15 protein-coding genes are annotated in these 14,749 nt (G+C 66.6%); 8 read left to right on the top strand and 7 right to left on the bottom strand.

What is annotated here, in order from left to right:
* Window positions 1-14 precede the first annotated feature (14 nt).
* The 3 genes from DMP03_RS13230 to folP all read right to left on the bottom strand — a co-directional run bounded on the left by DMP03_RS13230 (window position 15) and on the right by folP (window position 3,249).
* Window positions 15-1,265 (bottom strand): MFS transporter, encoded by a 1,251-nt coding sequence (locus tag DMP03_RS13230; protein WP_152121021.1) that lies wholly within the window; start codon window positions 1,263-1,265, stop codon window positions 15-17.
* Window positions 1,266-1,304: 39 nt separating this feature from the next.
* Window positions 1,305-1,994 (bottom strand): 6-hydroxymethylpterin diphosphokinase MptE-like protein, encoded by a 690-nt coding sequence (locus DMP03_RS13225; RefSeq protein ID WP_152121020.1) that lies wholly within the window; start codon window positions 1,992-1,994, stop codon window positions 1,305-1,307.
* 127 nt (window positions 1,995-2,121) lie between these two features.
* A complete protein-coding gene (gene folP / locus DMP03_RS13220) occupies window positions 2,122-3,249 on the bottom strand; it encodes a dihydropteroate synthase (protein ID WP_152121019.1) in 1,128 nt (375 codons plus the stop codon).
* A 193-nt stretch (window positions 3,250-3,442) separates the two neighbouring features.
* On the opposite strand from folP, the gene DMP03_RS13215 reads away from it, so the two are divergent.
* Together DMP03_RS13215 and DMP03_RS13210 are read left to right on the top strand one after the other, a co-directional pair.
* Window positions 3,443-4,027 carry a hypothetical protein gene (locus DMP03_RS13215; RefSeq protein WP_152121018.1) on the top strand — a complete coding sequence of 195 codons (585 nt, stop codon included), beginning with the start codon at window positions 3,443-3,445 and terminating at the stop codon, window positions 4,025-4,027.
* Window positions 4,024-4,761 (top strand): RNA methyltransferase, encoded by a 738-nt coding sequence (locus DMP03_RS13210; RefSeq protein WP_152121017.1) that lies wholly within the window; start codon window positions 4,024-4,026, stop codon window positions 4,759-4,761. Before DMP03_RS13215 ends, DMP03_RS13210 begins: the two co-directional genes overlap by 4 nt.
* Here the strand turns inward: DMP03_RS13210 and gatE are convergent.
* Entirely contained in the window at window positions 4,758-6,620 is a 1,863-nt protein-coding gene (gene gatE / locus DMP03_RS13205; protein ID WP_152121016.1) for a Glu-tRNA(Gln) amidotransferase subunit GatE, read from the bottom strand. The genes DMP03_RS13210 and gatE overlap by 4 nt on opposite strands.
* 45 nt (window positions 6,621-6,665) lie before the next feature.
* Window positions 6,666-8,072, bottom strand: a complete 1,407-nt coding sequence (locus tag DMP03_RS13200) for a class II fumarate hydratase (protein WP_152121015.1) — start codon at window positions 8,070-8,072, stop codon at window positions 6,666-6,668.
* Window positions 8,073-8,176: 104 nt separating this feature from the next.
* Here DMP03_RS13200 and DMP03_RS13195 point away from each other — a divergent pair, with 104 nt between their 5' ends.
* Entirely contained in the window at window positions 8,177-8,632 is a 456-nt protein-coding gene (locus DMP03_RS13195; protein WP_152121014.1) for a universal stress protein, read from the top strand.
* Here the strand turns inward: DMP03_RS13195 and DMP03_RS13190 are convergent.
* A complete protein-coding gene (locus DMP03_RS13190) occupies window positions 8,613-9,797 on the bottom strand; it encodes an FAD-dependent oxidoreductase (protein ID WP_152121013.1) in 1,185 nt (394 codons plus the stop codon). The genes DMP03_RS13195 and DMP03_RS13190 overlap by 20 nt on opposite strands.
* A gap of 81 nt (window positions 9,798-9,878) precedes the next feature.
* Between DMP03_RS13190 and glpK the strand changes: the two genes are divergently transcribed.
* Window positions 9,879-11,363: a glycerol kinase GlpK gene (gene glpK, locus DMP03_RS13185; protein ID WP_152121012.1), complete on the top strand. Its 1,485-nt coding sequence runs from the start codon at window positions 9,879-9,881 to the stop codon at window positions 11,361-11,363.
* Here the strand turns inward: glpK and DMP03_RS13180 are convergent.
* Window positions 11,360-11,590 carry a BolA/IbaG family iron-sulfur metabolism protein gene (locus DMP03_RS13180; protein WP_152121011.1) on the bottom strand — a complete coding sequence of 77 codons (231 nt, stop codon included), beginning with the start codon at window positions 11,588-11,590 and terminating at the stop codon, window positions 11,360-11,362. The two genes, glpK and DMP03_RS13180, sit on opposite strands and share 4 nt — an antisense overlap.
* A gap of 78 nt (window positions 11,591-11,668) precedes the next feature.
* Between DMP03_RS13180 and DMP03_RS13175 the strand changes: the two genes are divergently transcribed.
* The 4 genes from DMP03_RS13175 to DMP03_RS13160 all read left to right on the top strand — a co-directional run bounded on the left by DMP03_RS13175 (window position 11,669) and on the right by DMP03_RS13160 (window position 14,584).
* Window positions 11,669-13,072, top strand: a complete 1,404-nt coding sequence (locus tag DMP03_RS13175) for a cryptochrome/photolyase family protein (protein ID WP_152121010.1) — start codon at window positions 11,669-11,671, stop codon at window positions 13,070-13,072.
* Window positions 13,073-13,175: 103 nt separating this feature from the next.
* Window positions 13,176-13,787, top strand: coding sequence for a superoxide dismutase (gene sod, locus DMP03_RS13170; protein WP_152121009.1), 612 nt, complete (start codon window positions 13,176-13,178; stop codon window positions 13,785-13,787).
* Window positions 13,788-13,886: 99 nt separating this feature from the next.
* Entirely contained in the window at window positions 13,887-14,246 is a 360-nt protein-coding gene (locus tag DMP03_RS13165; protein WP_152121008.1) for a MarR family transcriptional regulator, read from the top strand.
* A complete protein-coding gene (locus tag DMP03_RS13160) occupies window positions 14,243-14,584 on the top strand; it encodes a type II toxin-antitoxin system PemK/MazF family toxin (RefSeq protein ID WP_152121007.1) in 342 nt (113 codons plus the stop codon). The genes DMP03_RS13165 and DMP03_RS13160 overlap by 4 nt, the downstream gene beginning before the upstream one ends.
* Window positions 14,585-14,749 lie beyond the last annotated feature (165 nt).

Here is a 14,749-nt window from a genome sequence, read left to right as displayed (position 1 = left end):
GACGCTACCTCTTTTCACGACTTCAGCAGCGTCGCGTTCATGAGCAGGAGACACGCGACGGCGACGCCGGCACAGGCAAGATACGTCGGCGTGAAGCCGACGGCCTCGGCAATCGGGAGTGCAGCCAGCGGCCCGACAGAGAGTCCAATGTCGCCGAAGACGTTGTAGACGCCGGCCAGTCGGCCAAGTTCGTCACCGGGTGCAATATCACCGAGCGTCGCAAGCAGCGCCGGCCCGACCGCGCCCGTGCCGGCACCGACGAGGACGATACCGACCGTGACGCCAGGAAGGTTTCCAGAGAGCGCGAGCAGGGCGTAGCCGGCAGCGAGCAGGGCAAACCCGGGGAGCGTCACGACCGCGCGCGAGTCGACGGTATCGGAGACGCGTCCCGAAACGACCGTCGCCCCCGCGCTCGCGACGACCCCGAGTCCGGTGACGAGTCCCGAGACCCCGGCCGCGGTCAGCGTGCCGATGGTGAGACCGAGGTAGTCGGCGTACTGAACCGCGGTCGTGAGCAGGACACCACCGAAGAGGAGTCTGACGCCGGCGTTCGCAAGCCCAATCGGGAGGACGCCCGGCAGCGAACGCACCGTCTCGGGGAGGTCACGGAGCCGCGGCGTGCGCCCGTCAGTACGGTTGGGCTGTACGTCCGGCAGAACGTACCATCCGAGCACGCCGGCAGCGAGCGCGAGGGTTCCGGCTGCGAGGAACGCGGTCGTGATATCGAACACGTCGGCGACGATGCCTCCGACCACGAGTCCGGTCGGGAATCCCATTGACTGACCGGCACGCATATACCCCGTCCAGCGACCGCGGTTCGACTGGTTGGTCACGCCAGTGATAATGGCGAACGCGCCGATGAAGACGAACGCACTGCCGAGCCCCCAGAAAACCCGTGCGCCGATGAAGACGAGCGCGGGAAAGGAGACGACGCCGACCGCCGGCAGGACGAACAGGTCGACGCGCGGGACGTTGAGACCGAGCACGTAGCCGAACGGCGCGAGTCCCTGCACGAACAGACCGACAATCATCGGACGGCGCGGGCCGACGCGGTCGATGACGTTGCCGGCCGGGGTGTTCGCGACCAGCCGGGCGATGCGGTTCGCCGAGAGGATGAATCCCAACAGCGCGGCTGAGATACCGAGATACTGATCCAACAGCGGGAGCGTCGGGAAGGCGACGCCGGTAGCGACGCCACCGAGGAAGACGCCGGCCGTCACCGCGAGTGCGATAGCCCGGACGGAGTGGTCGTGGCTATCGTTCATACTCGGGCGTCGAACAAGGGCTTAACAAGTCTGCCGGAGTCACGACGACCCCGGCGGGAGCGTCAGCGACTCACGGCGGCCGTCGAGCACGCCGAACCGCTCGCCGCGCCGCTGTTCGAGCCAGTAGAGCAGTCGCGCAGCCCACTCGAGCTTGTGGCGTTTCGCGTCGGTTACGGTCGGGTCGTCGAAGTCCCAGCCCGCAAACCGGAGTTCGGCCGCGCCGAACGCGTCGGCGATGAACGCCGCGCGGTCGCCGTCGGTGAAGCCGCCGAAGTTCTCCGTCGGACCGGTCGGTGCACACTGGACCGTCGGGAGCACGAATTCGTCGTCGTACCCCGGCACCTCGCGCTTGACGAGGTCGACGTTGTCGCCGTGGGCGTGGGCCGCGACCGGCACTCCCTCGCGTGTGAGGTGGCGCGCTGTGTCGGGGTTCTTGTCTAAGTCGGTCACCATGAGGTCGACATCGACGCGCGCCTCACGGAGCGTGTCGGCGGCGACGCTGGCGGCGACGACCACGTCGGCGCGTCGTGCGACGGCGAGTTCGTCGGCGAGCGAGTCGGCACCACCACAGATTGCGACGGTCGCATCTCGGACGTGAGCGAGCTTCCGGTGGTCGAACGGCTCGCACAACAACGCGAGCTCGTCGCGGGCACGCTCGTCACCGGTGGCGTCGTAGCCGAAGCCCTCGAGTATCGACTCGTATACCGGTCGCCACGTGTCGTAGCGCATCACGCAAAGAACGGACCGCTGGCCCAGTGGTCACAAGGTACCCCTACCCAGCGTGACCCATGGGCTTCCATCCGGCGATACTCTCGGGTTCGGTATAAGCTTTCTCTTGGCGATTTGCTGGTGAGAGTCACTCGAATCCCCCGAGTGCAGCACCGAAGCGAGCGCTCAACTCGCCGTCGCTCTCACGGCTCACCGCCCGGAGTGCGGCGACAGTCCCGAAGACGAGCGTACCGTCCTCGCCGCTCGCGATTTCGACGCCGGGAACGGTCGTCGCGAGCGACGCGAGCGCGTCTTGCTCCATCCCGCTGAGGTCAGTGAACTCCAAGACGCGCGTCACGGTCGTCTCGGGGTCGGCGTCGGCACCGAGACGGTCGAGGTGTCGGCTCGCGTCGCCGGCAGTTTGCACGTCGAGTTCCTCAACGCCTGCGGCGGTGTCACGGACGCGGTCCGGTGTGAACCGGTCACCGATGCGGGCGGCGTCGACCGTCTCGGCCACGTCGTGAGTCCGGACGACGTGTGCGCCACGTTCGATAGCCATCGCCGTCGCCGCCAGCGAGACGGGTAGCGCTTCGTCGGTGTCGCGGCCGGCGAGAGAGCGGAGGAAGTTCTTCCGGTTGATGGAGACGAGAATCGGGAGCCCGTAGCCGCGGAACTCTCGGAGCCGGTCGAACGTCTCGCGGTCGTCTTCGACCGTCTTCGCCTCGGACCAGCCGCCGAAGGCCGGGTCGACGATGGTCTTGTCCGTCAGGCCGTTCTGTGCGAGCCCGTCGTAGATGTCGTCCACATCCTCGATTGCGCCGGGGCGTTCGAGGTCCGGCGGCGAGGCCATCTTCGCGACGGCCACGTCGTAGTCGCGACACACGGCGGGCATCTCGGGGTCGGCGAAGCCACAGATGTCGTTGACCATGTCGAAACCGGCATCGAGGGCGGCCTCCGCGACCTCGTGATAGCGCGTCTCGATGGAGAAAACGGCATCACCGGAGACGGAGTGCATCGTCTCGACAGCGGTGTCGAGCCGTTCGAGTTCGCCCTCGACGTCGAGCACCTCGAACTTCTTGTTCGCGGATTCGAGTCCCACGTCGACGATGTCGGCCCCCTCGTCGATGAGCCGTTCGTCGACGTACTCGGCGGCCTCGTCCGGCTCGTCGAACACGCTCGGGTCGTACGGCGACTCCTTCGAGACGTTGAGCACCCCCATGATGCGGGTCGGCTGGTCGTCGCCGATGGCCAACCCTGCGGCGTCCACTGTTCGCATACCGGACGGTAGGGCCGGCGGGCGATAAAGCCCGGGAAGGCGGGCAAACAGGTGGAACCCGCGACGCGCCCCGCCGGCTGTTCCACGCGGTCACCGTGACCGCCGGGGCAACGGCTATGTCACGGCGGGGGTGGTCCCGGCTTGGTTTATGAAGCTTCGCGCTGCTTTTGGCTTCGCGTCCCGACCTCGAAGTATGGGAAAGGTCTCTATCGCGCTGCGGGGCTGGCGGTTCGACGAGGACGCCGTGTTCGACGAGGACGGCGAGATGCGCCCGCTGCGTGACATGGACAACGAGACGCGGACGCGAATCATCCGGCTGTCCGTCGCCGCGGGCCAGCCGTGTGACGCCTGCTGGCTCAAATACGGCCGCGCGAACGTCCAACAGTGTAACGTCGCACGCGTCATCTACGGCGAACCGCTCCACGAGCTGCTGTTGTGTGCCGACCACGAACCCGATTTCCTCTACTGGTTCCGCGAGGAGGGTGGTCGCGACCTCGCCGACCGCCCGACCGATTTCGAGGACGGTTTTTACGAGTGGTTCGACGACGGCAACCGCGCGCCCGAAGACTACGGCGGCATGGAGTACGTCAACACCGAGCCAGAGGAGGTGCCCAAACCACAGCAGGGAGATATGCCGACGCTGGAGGAGGAACTCGCGCGCATGGACGACGAGGAACTCGACGCGCTGGACGTTGACCTCTCGGACCTCGATTTCGACGAGGACGACGACGACGATCTCGACATCGACGACCCCGGGCTCGGTGATTTGGACGTATGATTGCGGTCGCGGTCGTCGGCGCGGAGACGCCCGGGAACGTCGGGACCATCGCCCGCGCGATGAAGAACTTCGGGCTTTCGGACCTGTATCTGGTCGACCCGCCCGAACTCGACCCCGAGGGCGACGCCTACGGCTTCGCCGGCCACGCCCGCGAGGACGTGTTGCCAAACGCCACCGAGACGACGCTCGATGGCCTCACCGAGCGGTTCCACACCGTCGGAACGACGGCCGTCACCAACGAGGACGCCCGGAGCCACGTCCGGTATCCGTACCGGACGCCGGCCGAACTCCGCGAGTCGCTGCGCGACGTCGAGACGGACACCTGCGTCGTGTTCGGGCGCGAGCGTGTCGGCCTGTTGAACGACGAACTCGCTGCGATGGACGAGGTGGTATCGATTCCGGCGAGTGAGGAGTACCCCGTCCTGAACCTCGGGCAGGCCGCGACAGTGGTCCTCTACGAGCTCCGGGAGCTAATCGTCGAGTCGTACCAACATCCGGACGCCATCGAGCGCGCGGACGAGTCCGACGTGGAAGGGCTAAACGAGCAGTTCGGGGCGCTCCTGGACGCTATCAATCACCCCGAAGGAAAACGCGACAAGGCGCGGCGGCTGTTCCGTCGCGTCGTCGGTCGCGCACATCCGACCCCGCGCGAGGCGCGCACCCTCCGCGGTATCCTCCGGCGCGCCGGCGAGTACGCGGTACCGCCCGGCAAGCAATCGGCCGACGAGGATTAGCTTCGCTTCTGAATCTCCTCGCGCAGGGCCGCCGAGACGACCTCACCGTCGGCCTTCCCGCGGAGTGCGCCCATCGCCTCGCCCATCAGCCCGGAGAAGGCCGCCATTCCTTCCTCTTCGACCTGTTCTGCGTTGCGCTCGACGACCTCCGCGACCGCCTCGCGCACCTCCTCCTCGCTGACGCCCGACAGGCCAGCCTCCTCGACTGCTTCCTCGGCCGTGAGGTCGGGGTCGTTCGCCAACGTCGTCAGGACCTCGTTTACACCCTCCTGTGCGAGGTCGCCATCCTCGACAAGCCGCATCACGGCGAGCAGGTGGGCGTCGTCGAGTACCTCGACCGACACGTCATCACGGCGGAGTTCGGTGAGTGTGGATTCGAGCGTCGTCGCGGCGAACGTCGGGTCGACGCCCTCGCGGACCGCTCGCTCGTACAGCGGCATGAACTGGCCGAACGCGACCTGTTGTGCGAGCGCCTCGCCGAGTCCGTCCTCCGACTGGTAGCGCTCGACGCGCTCGGTCAGCAGTTCTGGCGGCTCCACATCGCTCGGTTCGGGGTGAATCTCCGGCACGTCGGTTTCGGGGTACATCCGTGCCGCACCCGGGAGTGGTCGCAGGTATCGGGAGGTCCCGTCCTGTAGCGCGTCGCGCGTCTCCTCCGGTACACCATCGAGCGCGTCGCGAGCGCGGTCTGCCGCGGCGTCGATGGCATGTGCTGCAACGTCGGCGTCGGCGGCCACGAGCGCGACCGCGTCCTCGGCGTCGGCGTCGACCGCCTCGCGGAGGATCTTGACCTCCTCGGCTGTGACCCCGTAGGCCGGTAGCTCGTCGGTGTGGAAGATGCCGCCCGCGCCGTGGCGCTTGGCGTGGTCCGACAGTTCGGTCCCGAGTCGGCGGTCCGGCTGGATTTCCCGCCCGACGAGTCCGTCGAAGCCGTCCAGTCGGACGGCCTGTACGGACTCCGCGCCGGCGATGACCCCGGAGTCGGTGTCGGTGAATACGTCGGTCACCTCCTGCGGGTCGGCGACGGACGCGTCGCGTTCGGCGAGTTCCTCGGCGATGTCGAGGAGTGCGACCTGCCGGCCGACCTCTTCGCGCACGATAGTCTCGATGTCGTCGAGTGACTGGACGCCCTTCAGTTCGACGCGGGCCCCCTCCGCGATGGAGACGTTCACGTCCTGTCGAATCGTTCCGAGACCGCGTTTCACCTTCCCCGTCGACCGGAGCAACATCCCGATGCGCCCGGCCGCGCCGCGGGCCTGCTCTGGCGAGCGAATGTCCGGCTTCGTCCCGATTTCGACGAGCGGGATGCCGAGCCGGTCCAGTCCGAACGTAACGCCCTCCTCGGTCTCTTCGATACGGGCCGCGGACTCTTCTTCCAGCATCAGGTCCTCGATGCCGACGGGTCCTTCCTCGGTCTGGATTTCGCCTTCCGTTGCGACGAGCGCGGACCGCTGGAACCCCGACGTGTTCGACCCGTCGACGACGATCTTCCGCATGACGTGAAGCCCATCGACGGCCGTCGCGTCGAGCAGATTCGCGATTTCGAGCGTCGTCTCCAGTGCCTCCTCGTCGAGTCGCCGGGGCGGTTCGTCGTCCTCCTCGACCAGGCACGTCGAATCGTAGCCGAGATAGGTGAACTCCCGGTCGACCCGCGACTCTTCGAGCGCGGCGTCGTCGATTTCGCCCAGTTCGGAGGCAGTCGGGTGGAGATACCGCGAGAACGACCGAGTCGACTCCTCCGGCTCGCGACGGTGGGTCGGACAGTTACAGAACAGCTTTGTCTCGGTGTCGAGCTGCTGGTGAATCTCCAGCCCGGCGACGAGTCCGAGGTCGTCGTAGTCGTACTCCTGTGTACTCATTACCGGGGGTCCGGGAGCCGCCGGCAAAAAACCATCCAGTCGGCGTCAGTCCTGGCCGAGGATGACGCGGTGAGTCATCGCCTCTGGGTCGAGGACTTCGTCGGCTTCCGCCTCGGTGAGATACCCCTCCTCGATGACGACCTCTCGGATGGTCTTGTCCTCCGCGAGCGCCTGCTTTGCGACCTTCGAGGCCTTGTCGTAGCCGATGGCCGGGTTCAGCGCGGTCGCGAGGGCCATCGACTGCTCGACGCGCGCTTGCATGTGCTCCTCATCGGCTTCGAGCTTCGCGACGAACCGCTCGCCGAACACCTCGGCGGCGTTCGCAATCATGCTCGCGGACTCGAGATAGTTGTGCGCGAGCACCGGCTTGTAGAGGTTCAGGTCGACCTGCCCCTCTGCCGCGCCGGCGGAGACGGCGGCGTCGTTGCCGACCACCTGCTTGTGCACCTGATTGACCGCCTCGGCGACGACGGGGTTGATTTTGCCCGGCATGATGGAGGAGCCGGGCTGGTTTTCCGGCTGGTCGAGCTCGCCGAAGCCGTTGCGCGGCCCCGACGCGAGCAGGCGGAGGTCGTTCGCGATCTTGTTCATCGAGCCGGCGACGACCGAGAGGGCGCTGTGGGCTTCCGCCATCGCGTCGTGTGCCGCCTGCGCCTCGAAGTGGTTGTCGGCCTCGCGGAACGGGAGGTCCGTCTCGTCGGCGATGTACTCGGCCGCGCGCTCCGGGAACTCGGGGTGGGTGTTGAGACCTGTCCCGACCGCGGTTCCGCCGAGCGCGAGTTCGGCGAGGTGGTCGCGAGTCGATTCCACGCGTGCGATACCCTTCTCGATCTGGGTTCGGTAGCCACCGAACTCCTGTCCGAGGCGGACCGGCGTGGCGTCCTGCAGGTGGGTTCGGCCCGTCTTCACGATGCCGTCGAAGTCGGCCTCCTTCACGCCGAGTTCGGCCGCGAGCGTCTCCAGTGCGGGAAGCACGTCCTTGTCGGCGGCCTCGAGGGCGGCGACGTGCATCGCCGTCGGAATCACGTCGTTGCTCGACTGGCCGTAGTTGACGTGGTCGTTCGGGTGGACGACGCGGTCGCCGATACCCTCACCGAGGATCTCGGCGGCGCGGTTCGCGATGACCTCGTTCGCGTTCATATTCGAGGAGGTGCCGGAGCCGGTCTGGAACACGTCGACCGGGAACTCCTCGTCGTGGTCGCCGGCGATGACCTCGTCGGCCGCCTCGACGATGGCCTCGGCCTTCTCGTCTTCGACGAGTCCGAGGTCGCTGTTCGCCAGCGCGGCCGCCTTCTTGACGATGCCGAGCGCGCGGATGAACCGCCGCGAGAACGTGATGCCCGAGATGGGGAAGTTCTCGACGGCGCGTTGTGTCTGTGCGCCCCAGTAGGCGTCCGCCGGCACCTGCATCTCTCCGAGGCTGTCCGATTCAGTCCTGTAGTCGTCGCTCATACTCCGGGGGTCGCGCGGTCGGGAAGAAAAGCCATCGGAACCGGGCAAGCGCGTCGGGGGTCGGAGGGATGACGCTTAACACGGATGCACACCTGCCTTCGCGTATGGCACTCGAAACTGTACTGCTCGCCGTCGGCGGGAAATCTGACGATCAAGTGGAGCGAATGGCGACCCTCGCGGAGGACGTCGCTGGTCCCGCGGACGCGACAGTCGTCCTCGGGCACGTCTTCACCGAGGACGACTACGACGACGCGCTCGAACGGCTGGAGTTCGACGACGGCACCGACGTGACCCCCGACACCGTCGCCGGGCGCAACCTCGTCGTTCGAGAACTTCGCGACCGCTTCGAGGAGCAAGACATCGACGTGGAGCACATGGGAACCATCGGCGACCGCGCCGAGGGCGTCATCGGGTTCGCCGAGGAGACCGACGCCGACATGCTCGCCGTCGGCGGTCGCCGCCGCTCCCCGACCGGAAAGGCCGTGTTCGGCTCCACCGCACAGGAGATTCTGCTCGACGCGCCGTGTCCGGTGACGTTCATCAAGCGCGAGTCCGAGTAACCAGTCCCGCGAGACCGTATTTATCCATCGCCGCTGACGCGTCCGGAAGCGGTGCCTCTGCCGTGTCGCTATTGATTTCGACGCCGAGTCTGTCACACACCGCGTCGCTCACTGACTCGGCCATCGCCCGGTACGTGGTGAGCTTTCCCCCGACGGCGCTCGTCAACCCTGCCACGTCGTCGCGGTCGGCGTGGTCGAGCACGGAGTAGTCACGAGAGAACCCGACCGAGTCGCCCGTCGCCTCCGGCTCGTACAACGGGCGCACGCCCCAGTAAGTGTGTGATAGTTCCGCCTCGGCGAGTGCCGGCACCACGGGCGTCAACTCTTCGAACAGGAGTTCGACCTCCCACTCCTCCTCGGGGAACTCGTCGGGGTCCTCGACGGTCACGTCGGTCGTCCCGAGGATGGAGTGACCGCCGGAGGGAACGACGATATCGCCCGACGACTTGGGCCGACAGCGGTTCACGACCGTGTCGGCGTGGCGGCCGGTCGTCACGCTCATCGCCCCGCGGGAGGCGCGCATCTCGATGTCGACGCCGGCGAGGGCCGCCACGCGGTCGGCCCACGCGCCCGCTGCGTTGACGACGTGGTCGGCGCGAATCGTCTCGTCGGTCGTCTCGACACCGACGACGGTTCCGTCCTCGACGAGCAGGTCAGCCACGGGAGTCTGTTGGTGAATCGCCGCGCCGTGGGATTCGGCGTCGGCGGCCGTCGCCGCGACGAGCGCCATCGGGTCGATACCCCCGTCGGGAACGGCGAGTGCAGCCTCCGTCTCTGGGGCGAGTCCGGGTTCGCGTTCGCGCGCCTCTGTGCCGGTGAGTCGCTCCGTCTCGATTCCCACCTCGTCGCAGGCGGATTCGAGTCGGTCAAGGTAGTCGTCGGGGTCCGACGGGAGCGAGACGAACAGCCCGCCGGTGTCCTCGATGCAGTCGGCTGCGATGTCGCGCAACACGCGGTTCTCAGTGATGCAACTGCGCGCGGATTGGGCATCTTTGACCGCGTAGCGCGCGCCGGAGTGGAGCAGGCCGTGCATCGCGCCGCTGGCCCCGGTAGCCAGTTCGCCGCGTTCGAGCAGCGTCACGTCCACGCCCCTGCGCGCGAGGTCGCGCGCCACCCCAACCCCCGTCACGCCGCCACCGATTACGACGACTCCCGTCTCGTGCATACGCGGGTGTCGGCGGCAGTCCCACTTAGGATGTGTGTGTCGAAAGCAGACTACATTAGACACCCCGCCGACCGTGGAGGTATGCAATACGTCGCGGCCATCGACCAAGGGACGACGGGGACGCGGTGTCTCCTCGTCAGTCACGGCGGTGCGGTCGTCGGGCAGGCCTACGAGACCCACGAGCAGCAGTATCCGAAGCCGGGGTGGGTCGAACACGACCCGACCGTCCTCTGGGAGAACACGAAGACAGTCGTGACCGACGCGCTCGCCGACGCCGGACTCGCGGCCACCGACCTCGTGGCCATCGGCGTCACGAACCAGCGCGAGACGACGGTGCTGTGGGACGGTGCGACGGGTGAACCGATTCACGACGCCATCGTCTGGCAGGACCGTCGGACGACCGAGCGCATCGAGCAGTTGGAGCCGGAGTGGATCCGCGACCGCACCGGTCTGGAGCCGGACGCCTACTTCTCCGCGAGCAAACTGGAGTGGCTCCTCAACGAGGTCGAAGGGGCACGCGAGCGCGCCGAGGCAGGCGAACTCCGCTTTGGCACCGTCGATAGCTGGCTCGTCTCGAAACTGACGGGCGAACACGTCACCGACGTGACGAACGCCTCCCGGACGATGCTGTTCGACATCCACGACCTCCGGTGGGACGGCGACCTGCTCGCGGAGTTCGACGTGCCCCGCGAGGTGTTGCCGACGGTCGTCCCCTCCTCGGACCCCGAATCGTACGGGGCGGCGAGCGAAGACGGGTTCCTCGGGGCAGAGATACCGGTCGCGGGCGTGCTCGGGGACCAGCAGGCCGCGCTGTTCGGCCAGACCTGCTTCGAGGCCGGGTCGGCGAAGAACACCTACGGAACCGGCTCGTTCCTGCTCGTCAACACCGGGCCGGAGCCGGTGGAAAGCGACCACGGTCTGCTCACGACCGTCGCGTTCCAGCGGGCCGGCGAGGAGCCGCGCTACGCGCTCGAAGGGTCCATCTTCACGACTGGTGCGGCAATCGAGTGGCTGGAGGACGTATCGTTGGTCGAGAATCCGGCGGAGATGGAGACGCTCGCCCGGTCGGTCGACTCCACAGACGGCGTCTACGTCGTTCCCGCGTTCTCGGGGCTGGGGGCACCCCACTGGGATGGGCGTGCCCGGGGGACGATTCTCGGACTCACCCGCGGGACCGGCCGCGAGCACATCGCCCGCGCGACGCTCGAATCAATCGGCTTCCAGACCCACGACGTGTTGGCGGCGATGGCAGCTGACACCGGCGAGAACATCGACCGCCTGCGCGTCGACGGCGGCGCGGTCCAGAACGACCTGCTGTGTGAACTCCAAGCGACGATCGCCGACTGCACCATCGCGCGCCCGGCGGTCGATGAGACGACAGCCCTCGGTGCAGCCTACGCCGCCGGTCTCGCCGTCGGCTACTGGGAAGATCTCGACGCGCTGCGGGAACAACACCGGACCGAGCGCGTCTTCCGGCCGGACGAGACCGTCGACATGGACGGTCGGTACGCGCGCTGGAACGAGGCCGTCGACCGGGCGCGCGACTGGGCGCGGGAGGAGAACTAGGGTGCACGCGTCGTCAGCTCGAGCGCGTGGATATCCGTCGTCATGTGTTCGTCGAGCGCGTCGTACACGCGCTGGTGTTGGTCGAGCAGGGAGAGGTCGGCGAACGCCGGGGCCGTCACCTCGGCTTCGAGGTGGTCGTCGTCGTGCTTGCCGCGCGCACGAGAGACGGTCGCTTCTGCCTCGGGGATGTTCTCCTCGATGAGTCGTTCGACGTCGGCAGGGTCCATACCGGAGGGTGGCGACGGCCGGGCAAAAGCCCGACGCTGACGGGATAGCTATACACGGGAGCCGCCCGTCGTGTCGGTATGGACATCCACTGGCATCGCGACGACCTCCGGGCCACCGACAACGACGGTCTCGCCGCGGCGGGAGCGGACGGCGAGGCCCTTCCGGTGTTCGTCTTCGACGACCGGGTCCTCCAACATGGCTCCCCTCCGCGCGTCGCGTTCATGCTCGATTCGCTCGCCGAGCTCCGGGAGTGGTATCGCGACCGGGGCGGTGATCTCTACGTCGCTCGGGGCGACCCGACCGCGATCTTACCGGACCTCGCGGTCGAACACGGCGTCGACACGGTCCACTGTAACGCCGGCTACTCCGGGCTGGCGCGCGACCGCGATTCGGCCGTCGCCGAGGCGCTCGATGCCGACGGCGTTGCCCTCGAAGACCACGAGGACGCCCTCCACCACGAACCCGGCTCGATTCGCACCAACGACGGCGACCCCTACTCCGTGTACACCTACTTCTGGAAGAAGTGGCGCGACCGGGAGAAGGCCGACCCGTACGACGCACCCGACGCCATCGCGGACGTGACCGGCGACGAACTGCCGACACTCTCGGAGTTGGGCTTCGACGAGCCGGAAGCCGATATCGAACCCGGCGGGATGACGGCGGCACAGCAGCGACTCGACAGCTTCGTCGACGGTCCCATCTACGAGTACGAGGACCTGCGGGACGACCCGGCCGCCGACCGCACCTCGAAGCTCTCTGCCCACACGCGCTGGGGCACCGTCGGCCCACGCACAATATACGCCGCGACCGAGGAGGCTGCAGCGAGTGCGCCGAGCGAGGCGGCCGCCGAGGCCGTCGAGGAGTATCAGGGCGAACTCGCGTGGCGGGAGTTCTACCACCACGTCCTCTACTTCCACCCCCACGTCGTCACGGAGAACTACAACGAGTACGAGGAGGGCATCGAGTGGCGCGACGACGACGGCGAAATCGCGGCGTGGCGCGAGGGCGAGACCGGCTACCCAATTGTCGACGCCGGGATGCGCCAGCTCCGCGAGGAGGCGTGGATGCACAACCGCGTCCGGATGATCGTCGCCTCCTTCCTCACGAAGGACCTGATGGCCGACTGGCGACACGGCTACGAGCACTTCCGCGAACATCTCGTGGACCACAACACCGCAAACGACAACGGCGGCTGGCAGTGGGCTGCCTCGACGGGTACGGACGCACAGCCGTACTTCCGCATCTTCAACCCCATGTCACAGGGTGAGCGTCACGACCCGGACGCCGAGTACATCCGCGAGTACGTGCCCGAACTCGCTGGGGTCGACGCCGACACCATCCACTCGTGGCACGAACTCTCGGAGGGGGAACGCGAGTCGGTCGCCCCCGAGTATCCCGCGCCGATAGTCGACCACAGCGAGCGCCGCGAACAGGCGCTCGCGATGTTCAAACGCGCCCGCGGCGAGGACCCCGACGAGTGAGAACGTGTAATCGTAGTTACTTAAACACACTACCGGGAATCCGAGGGTAGCTCCTCAATCCTTTTTGCCACGGCGGGCATTTCGTTGAGTGGAGGTTACAACAATGAGCGAATTTTCCAACCCGGAGCTTGACCCGCTCCCGTACGACTACGACGCGCTGGAACCGTCCATCTCTGAGCAGGTGCTCACGTGGCACCACGACACCCACCATCAGGGATACGTAAACGGTCTCGAAAGCGCCGAGGAGACCCTCGCGGAGAACCGCGAGGCCGGCGAGTTCGGCTCGTCCAGCTCCGCCATCCGCAACGTCACCCACAACGGTTCGGGCCACTATCTCCACACGCTGTTCTGGGAGAACATGGACCCCAACGGCGGTGGCGAACCGGAGGGTGACCTGCTGGCCCGCATCGAGGAGGACTTCGGCTCCTACGAGGGCTGGAAGGGCGAGTTCGAGGCCGCCGCAGGCGCAGCCGGTGGCTGGGCGCTGCTCGTCTACGACCCCGTTGCACAGCAGCTTCGCAACGTCGTCGTCGACAAGCACGACCAGGGCGCGCTCTGGGGTTCACACCCGATTCTGGCGCTGGACGTGTGGGAACACTCGTACTACTACGACTACGGTCCGGCCCGCGGCGACTTCATCGAGGGCTTCTTCGACGTCGTCGACTGGGACAACGTCGCACAGCAGTACGAGAACGTCGTCTCGCGCGTCGAGTAAGCAGTCCGCTTCTCCATTTTTTCATCGCCGCGTAGCCGACGGCTCGGACTGTGACAAACACACCAAACAGCTAATTTCCAACAGGCCCAACAACCACGTATGTCGAGCGGGACCATCGATATCGACGAGTTCGAAGACGGCGACGCAGATGAATTCACCGAACGGAACGCCACCGAACGAATCGTGTTGTTTCTCGATCGAAATGACGACCGAGCGTGGAAGGCCGCGACGGTTGCCGAGCGCCTCGGGATAGAGGCGGACGCCGTTAATGCGATTCTCTCACGGCTGAAGGAACGGGGGCTTGTGCGACACAAGCGACCGTACTGGGCAATTACGGACGATACGGAACGACTTCGGTCAGCCTACCAGCTCCACCGGCAGCACGAAGCGGCCGACAGCGAGTACGGCGAAGAGTCGCTTGAAGCCCTCCGAACGGAGGAGATGGACGAGGTACAGTGACTCCGTTCGATGAACTGGAGCGTGGTGATATCATCTGGGCGACGGACCCGCTCTCTGAGAAAGGTCGCCCAGTGCTCGTGATTGGAACTCCTAAGTTCCAGAGCCACGGTGTGCAACTCATCACGGCCCTGATTTCCACGAAGAGCTATCACGAATCCGCACTCGCGCTCAGCGACGACGACTACGAGGGCGAGCCGCTCGGAGAACAGAGTCACGTCCTGCCGTGGTCGCTTGTGACGCTCAACAGTGCCGTGGATGTTGATCACTACCTGACATCGCTCGTGGCCGACCGCACTGAGGACGTGGTGAGACAAGTGGTCGCCTACATCTCTGCGTAGCTCGGCCCGTATCGGGAAGTAGGTACACGAAATTGGGGAACATCGTTTAGCTACAAGGCCTACATCTCTCGGTTGGACCCGACGATTGGCGTGTTCTAGTTAGTGGAACAGTAATCGAGCGGCCGACTCTCGGTTCCACCCCGAAGAGTTGGCAACGACACGCTT

This window comes from Halosegnis rubeus, from assembly GCF_009184545.1.
GTDB lineage: Archaea > Halobacteriota > Halobacteria > Halobacteriales > Haloarculaceae > Halosegnis > Halosegnis rubeus.
The sequence above is the reverse complement of the archived record's forward strand: the minus strand, read 5'-3'. Positions and strand labels throughout refer to the sequence as shown.

Excerpts from the sequence above, each read along its gene's own strand:
- DMP03_RS13165 (WP_152121008.1), top strand. The coding sequence starts at position 13,887 with ATGTCGAGCGGGACCATCGATATCGACGAGTTCGAAGACGGCGACGCA.
- DMP03_RS13230 (WP_152121021.1), bottom strand. The coding sequence starts at position 1,265 with ATGAACGATAGCCACGACCACTCCGTCCGGGCTATCGCACTCGCGGTG.
- sod (WP_152121009.1), top strand. The coding sequence starts at position 13,176 with ATGAGCGAATTTTCCAACCCGGAGCTTGACCCGCTCCCGTACGACTAC.
- gatE (WP_152121016.1), bottom strand. The coding sequence starts at position 6,620 with ATGAGTACACAGGAGTACGACTACGACGACCTCGGACTCGTCGCCGGG.
- DMP03_RS13225 (WP_152121020.1), bottom strand. The coding sequence starts at position 1,994 with ATGCGCTACGACACGTGGCGACCGGTATACGAGTCGATACTCGAGGGC.
- DMP03_RS13175 (WP_152121010.1), top strand. The coding sequence starts at position 11,669 with ATGGACATCCACTGGCATCGCGACGACCTCCGGGCCACCGACAACGAC.
- DMP03_RS13200 (WP_152121015.1), bottom strand. The coding sequence starts at position 8,072 with ATGAGCGACGACTACAGGACTGAATCGGACAGCCTCGGAGAGATGCAG.
- folP (WP_152121019.1), bottom strand. The coding sequence starts at position 3,249 with ATGCGAACAGTGGACGCCGCAGGGTTGGCCATCGGCGACGACCAGCCG.
- glpK (WP_152121012.1), top strand. The coding sequence starts at position 9,879 with ATGCAATACGTCGCGGCCATCGACCAAGGGACGACGGGGACGCGGTGT.
- DMP03_RS13195 (WP_152121014.1), top strand. The coding sequence starts at position 8,177 with ATGGCACTCGAAACTGTACTGCTCGCCGTCGGCGGGAAATCTGACGAT.
- DMP03_RS13210 (WP_152121017.1), top strand. The coding sequence starts at position 4,024 with ATGATTGCGGTCGCGGTCGTCGGCGCGGAGACGCCCGGGAACGTCGGG.
- DMP03_RS13215 (WP_152121018.1), top strand. The coding sequence starts at position 3,443 with ATGGGAAAGGTCTCTATCGCGCTGCGGGGCTGGCGGTTCGACGAGGAC.
- DMP03_RS13180 (WP_152121011.1), bottom strand. The coding sequence starts at position 11,590 with ATGGACCCTGCCGACGTCGAACGACTCATCGAGGAGAACATCCCCGAG.
- DMP03_RS13190 (WP_152121013.1), bottom strand. The coding sequence starts at position 9,797 with ATGCACGAGACGGGAGTCGTCGTAATCGGTGGCGGCGTGACGGGGGTT.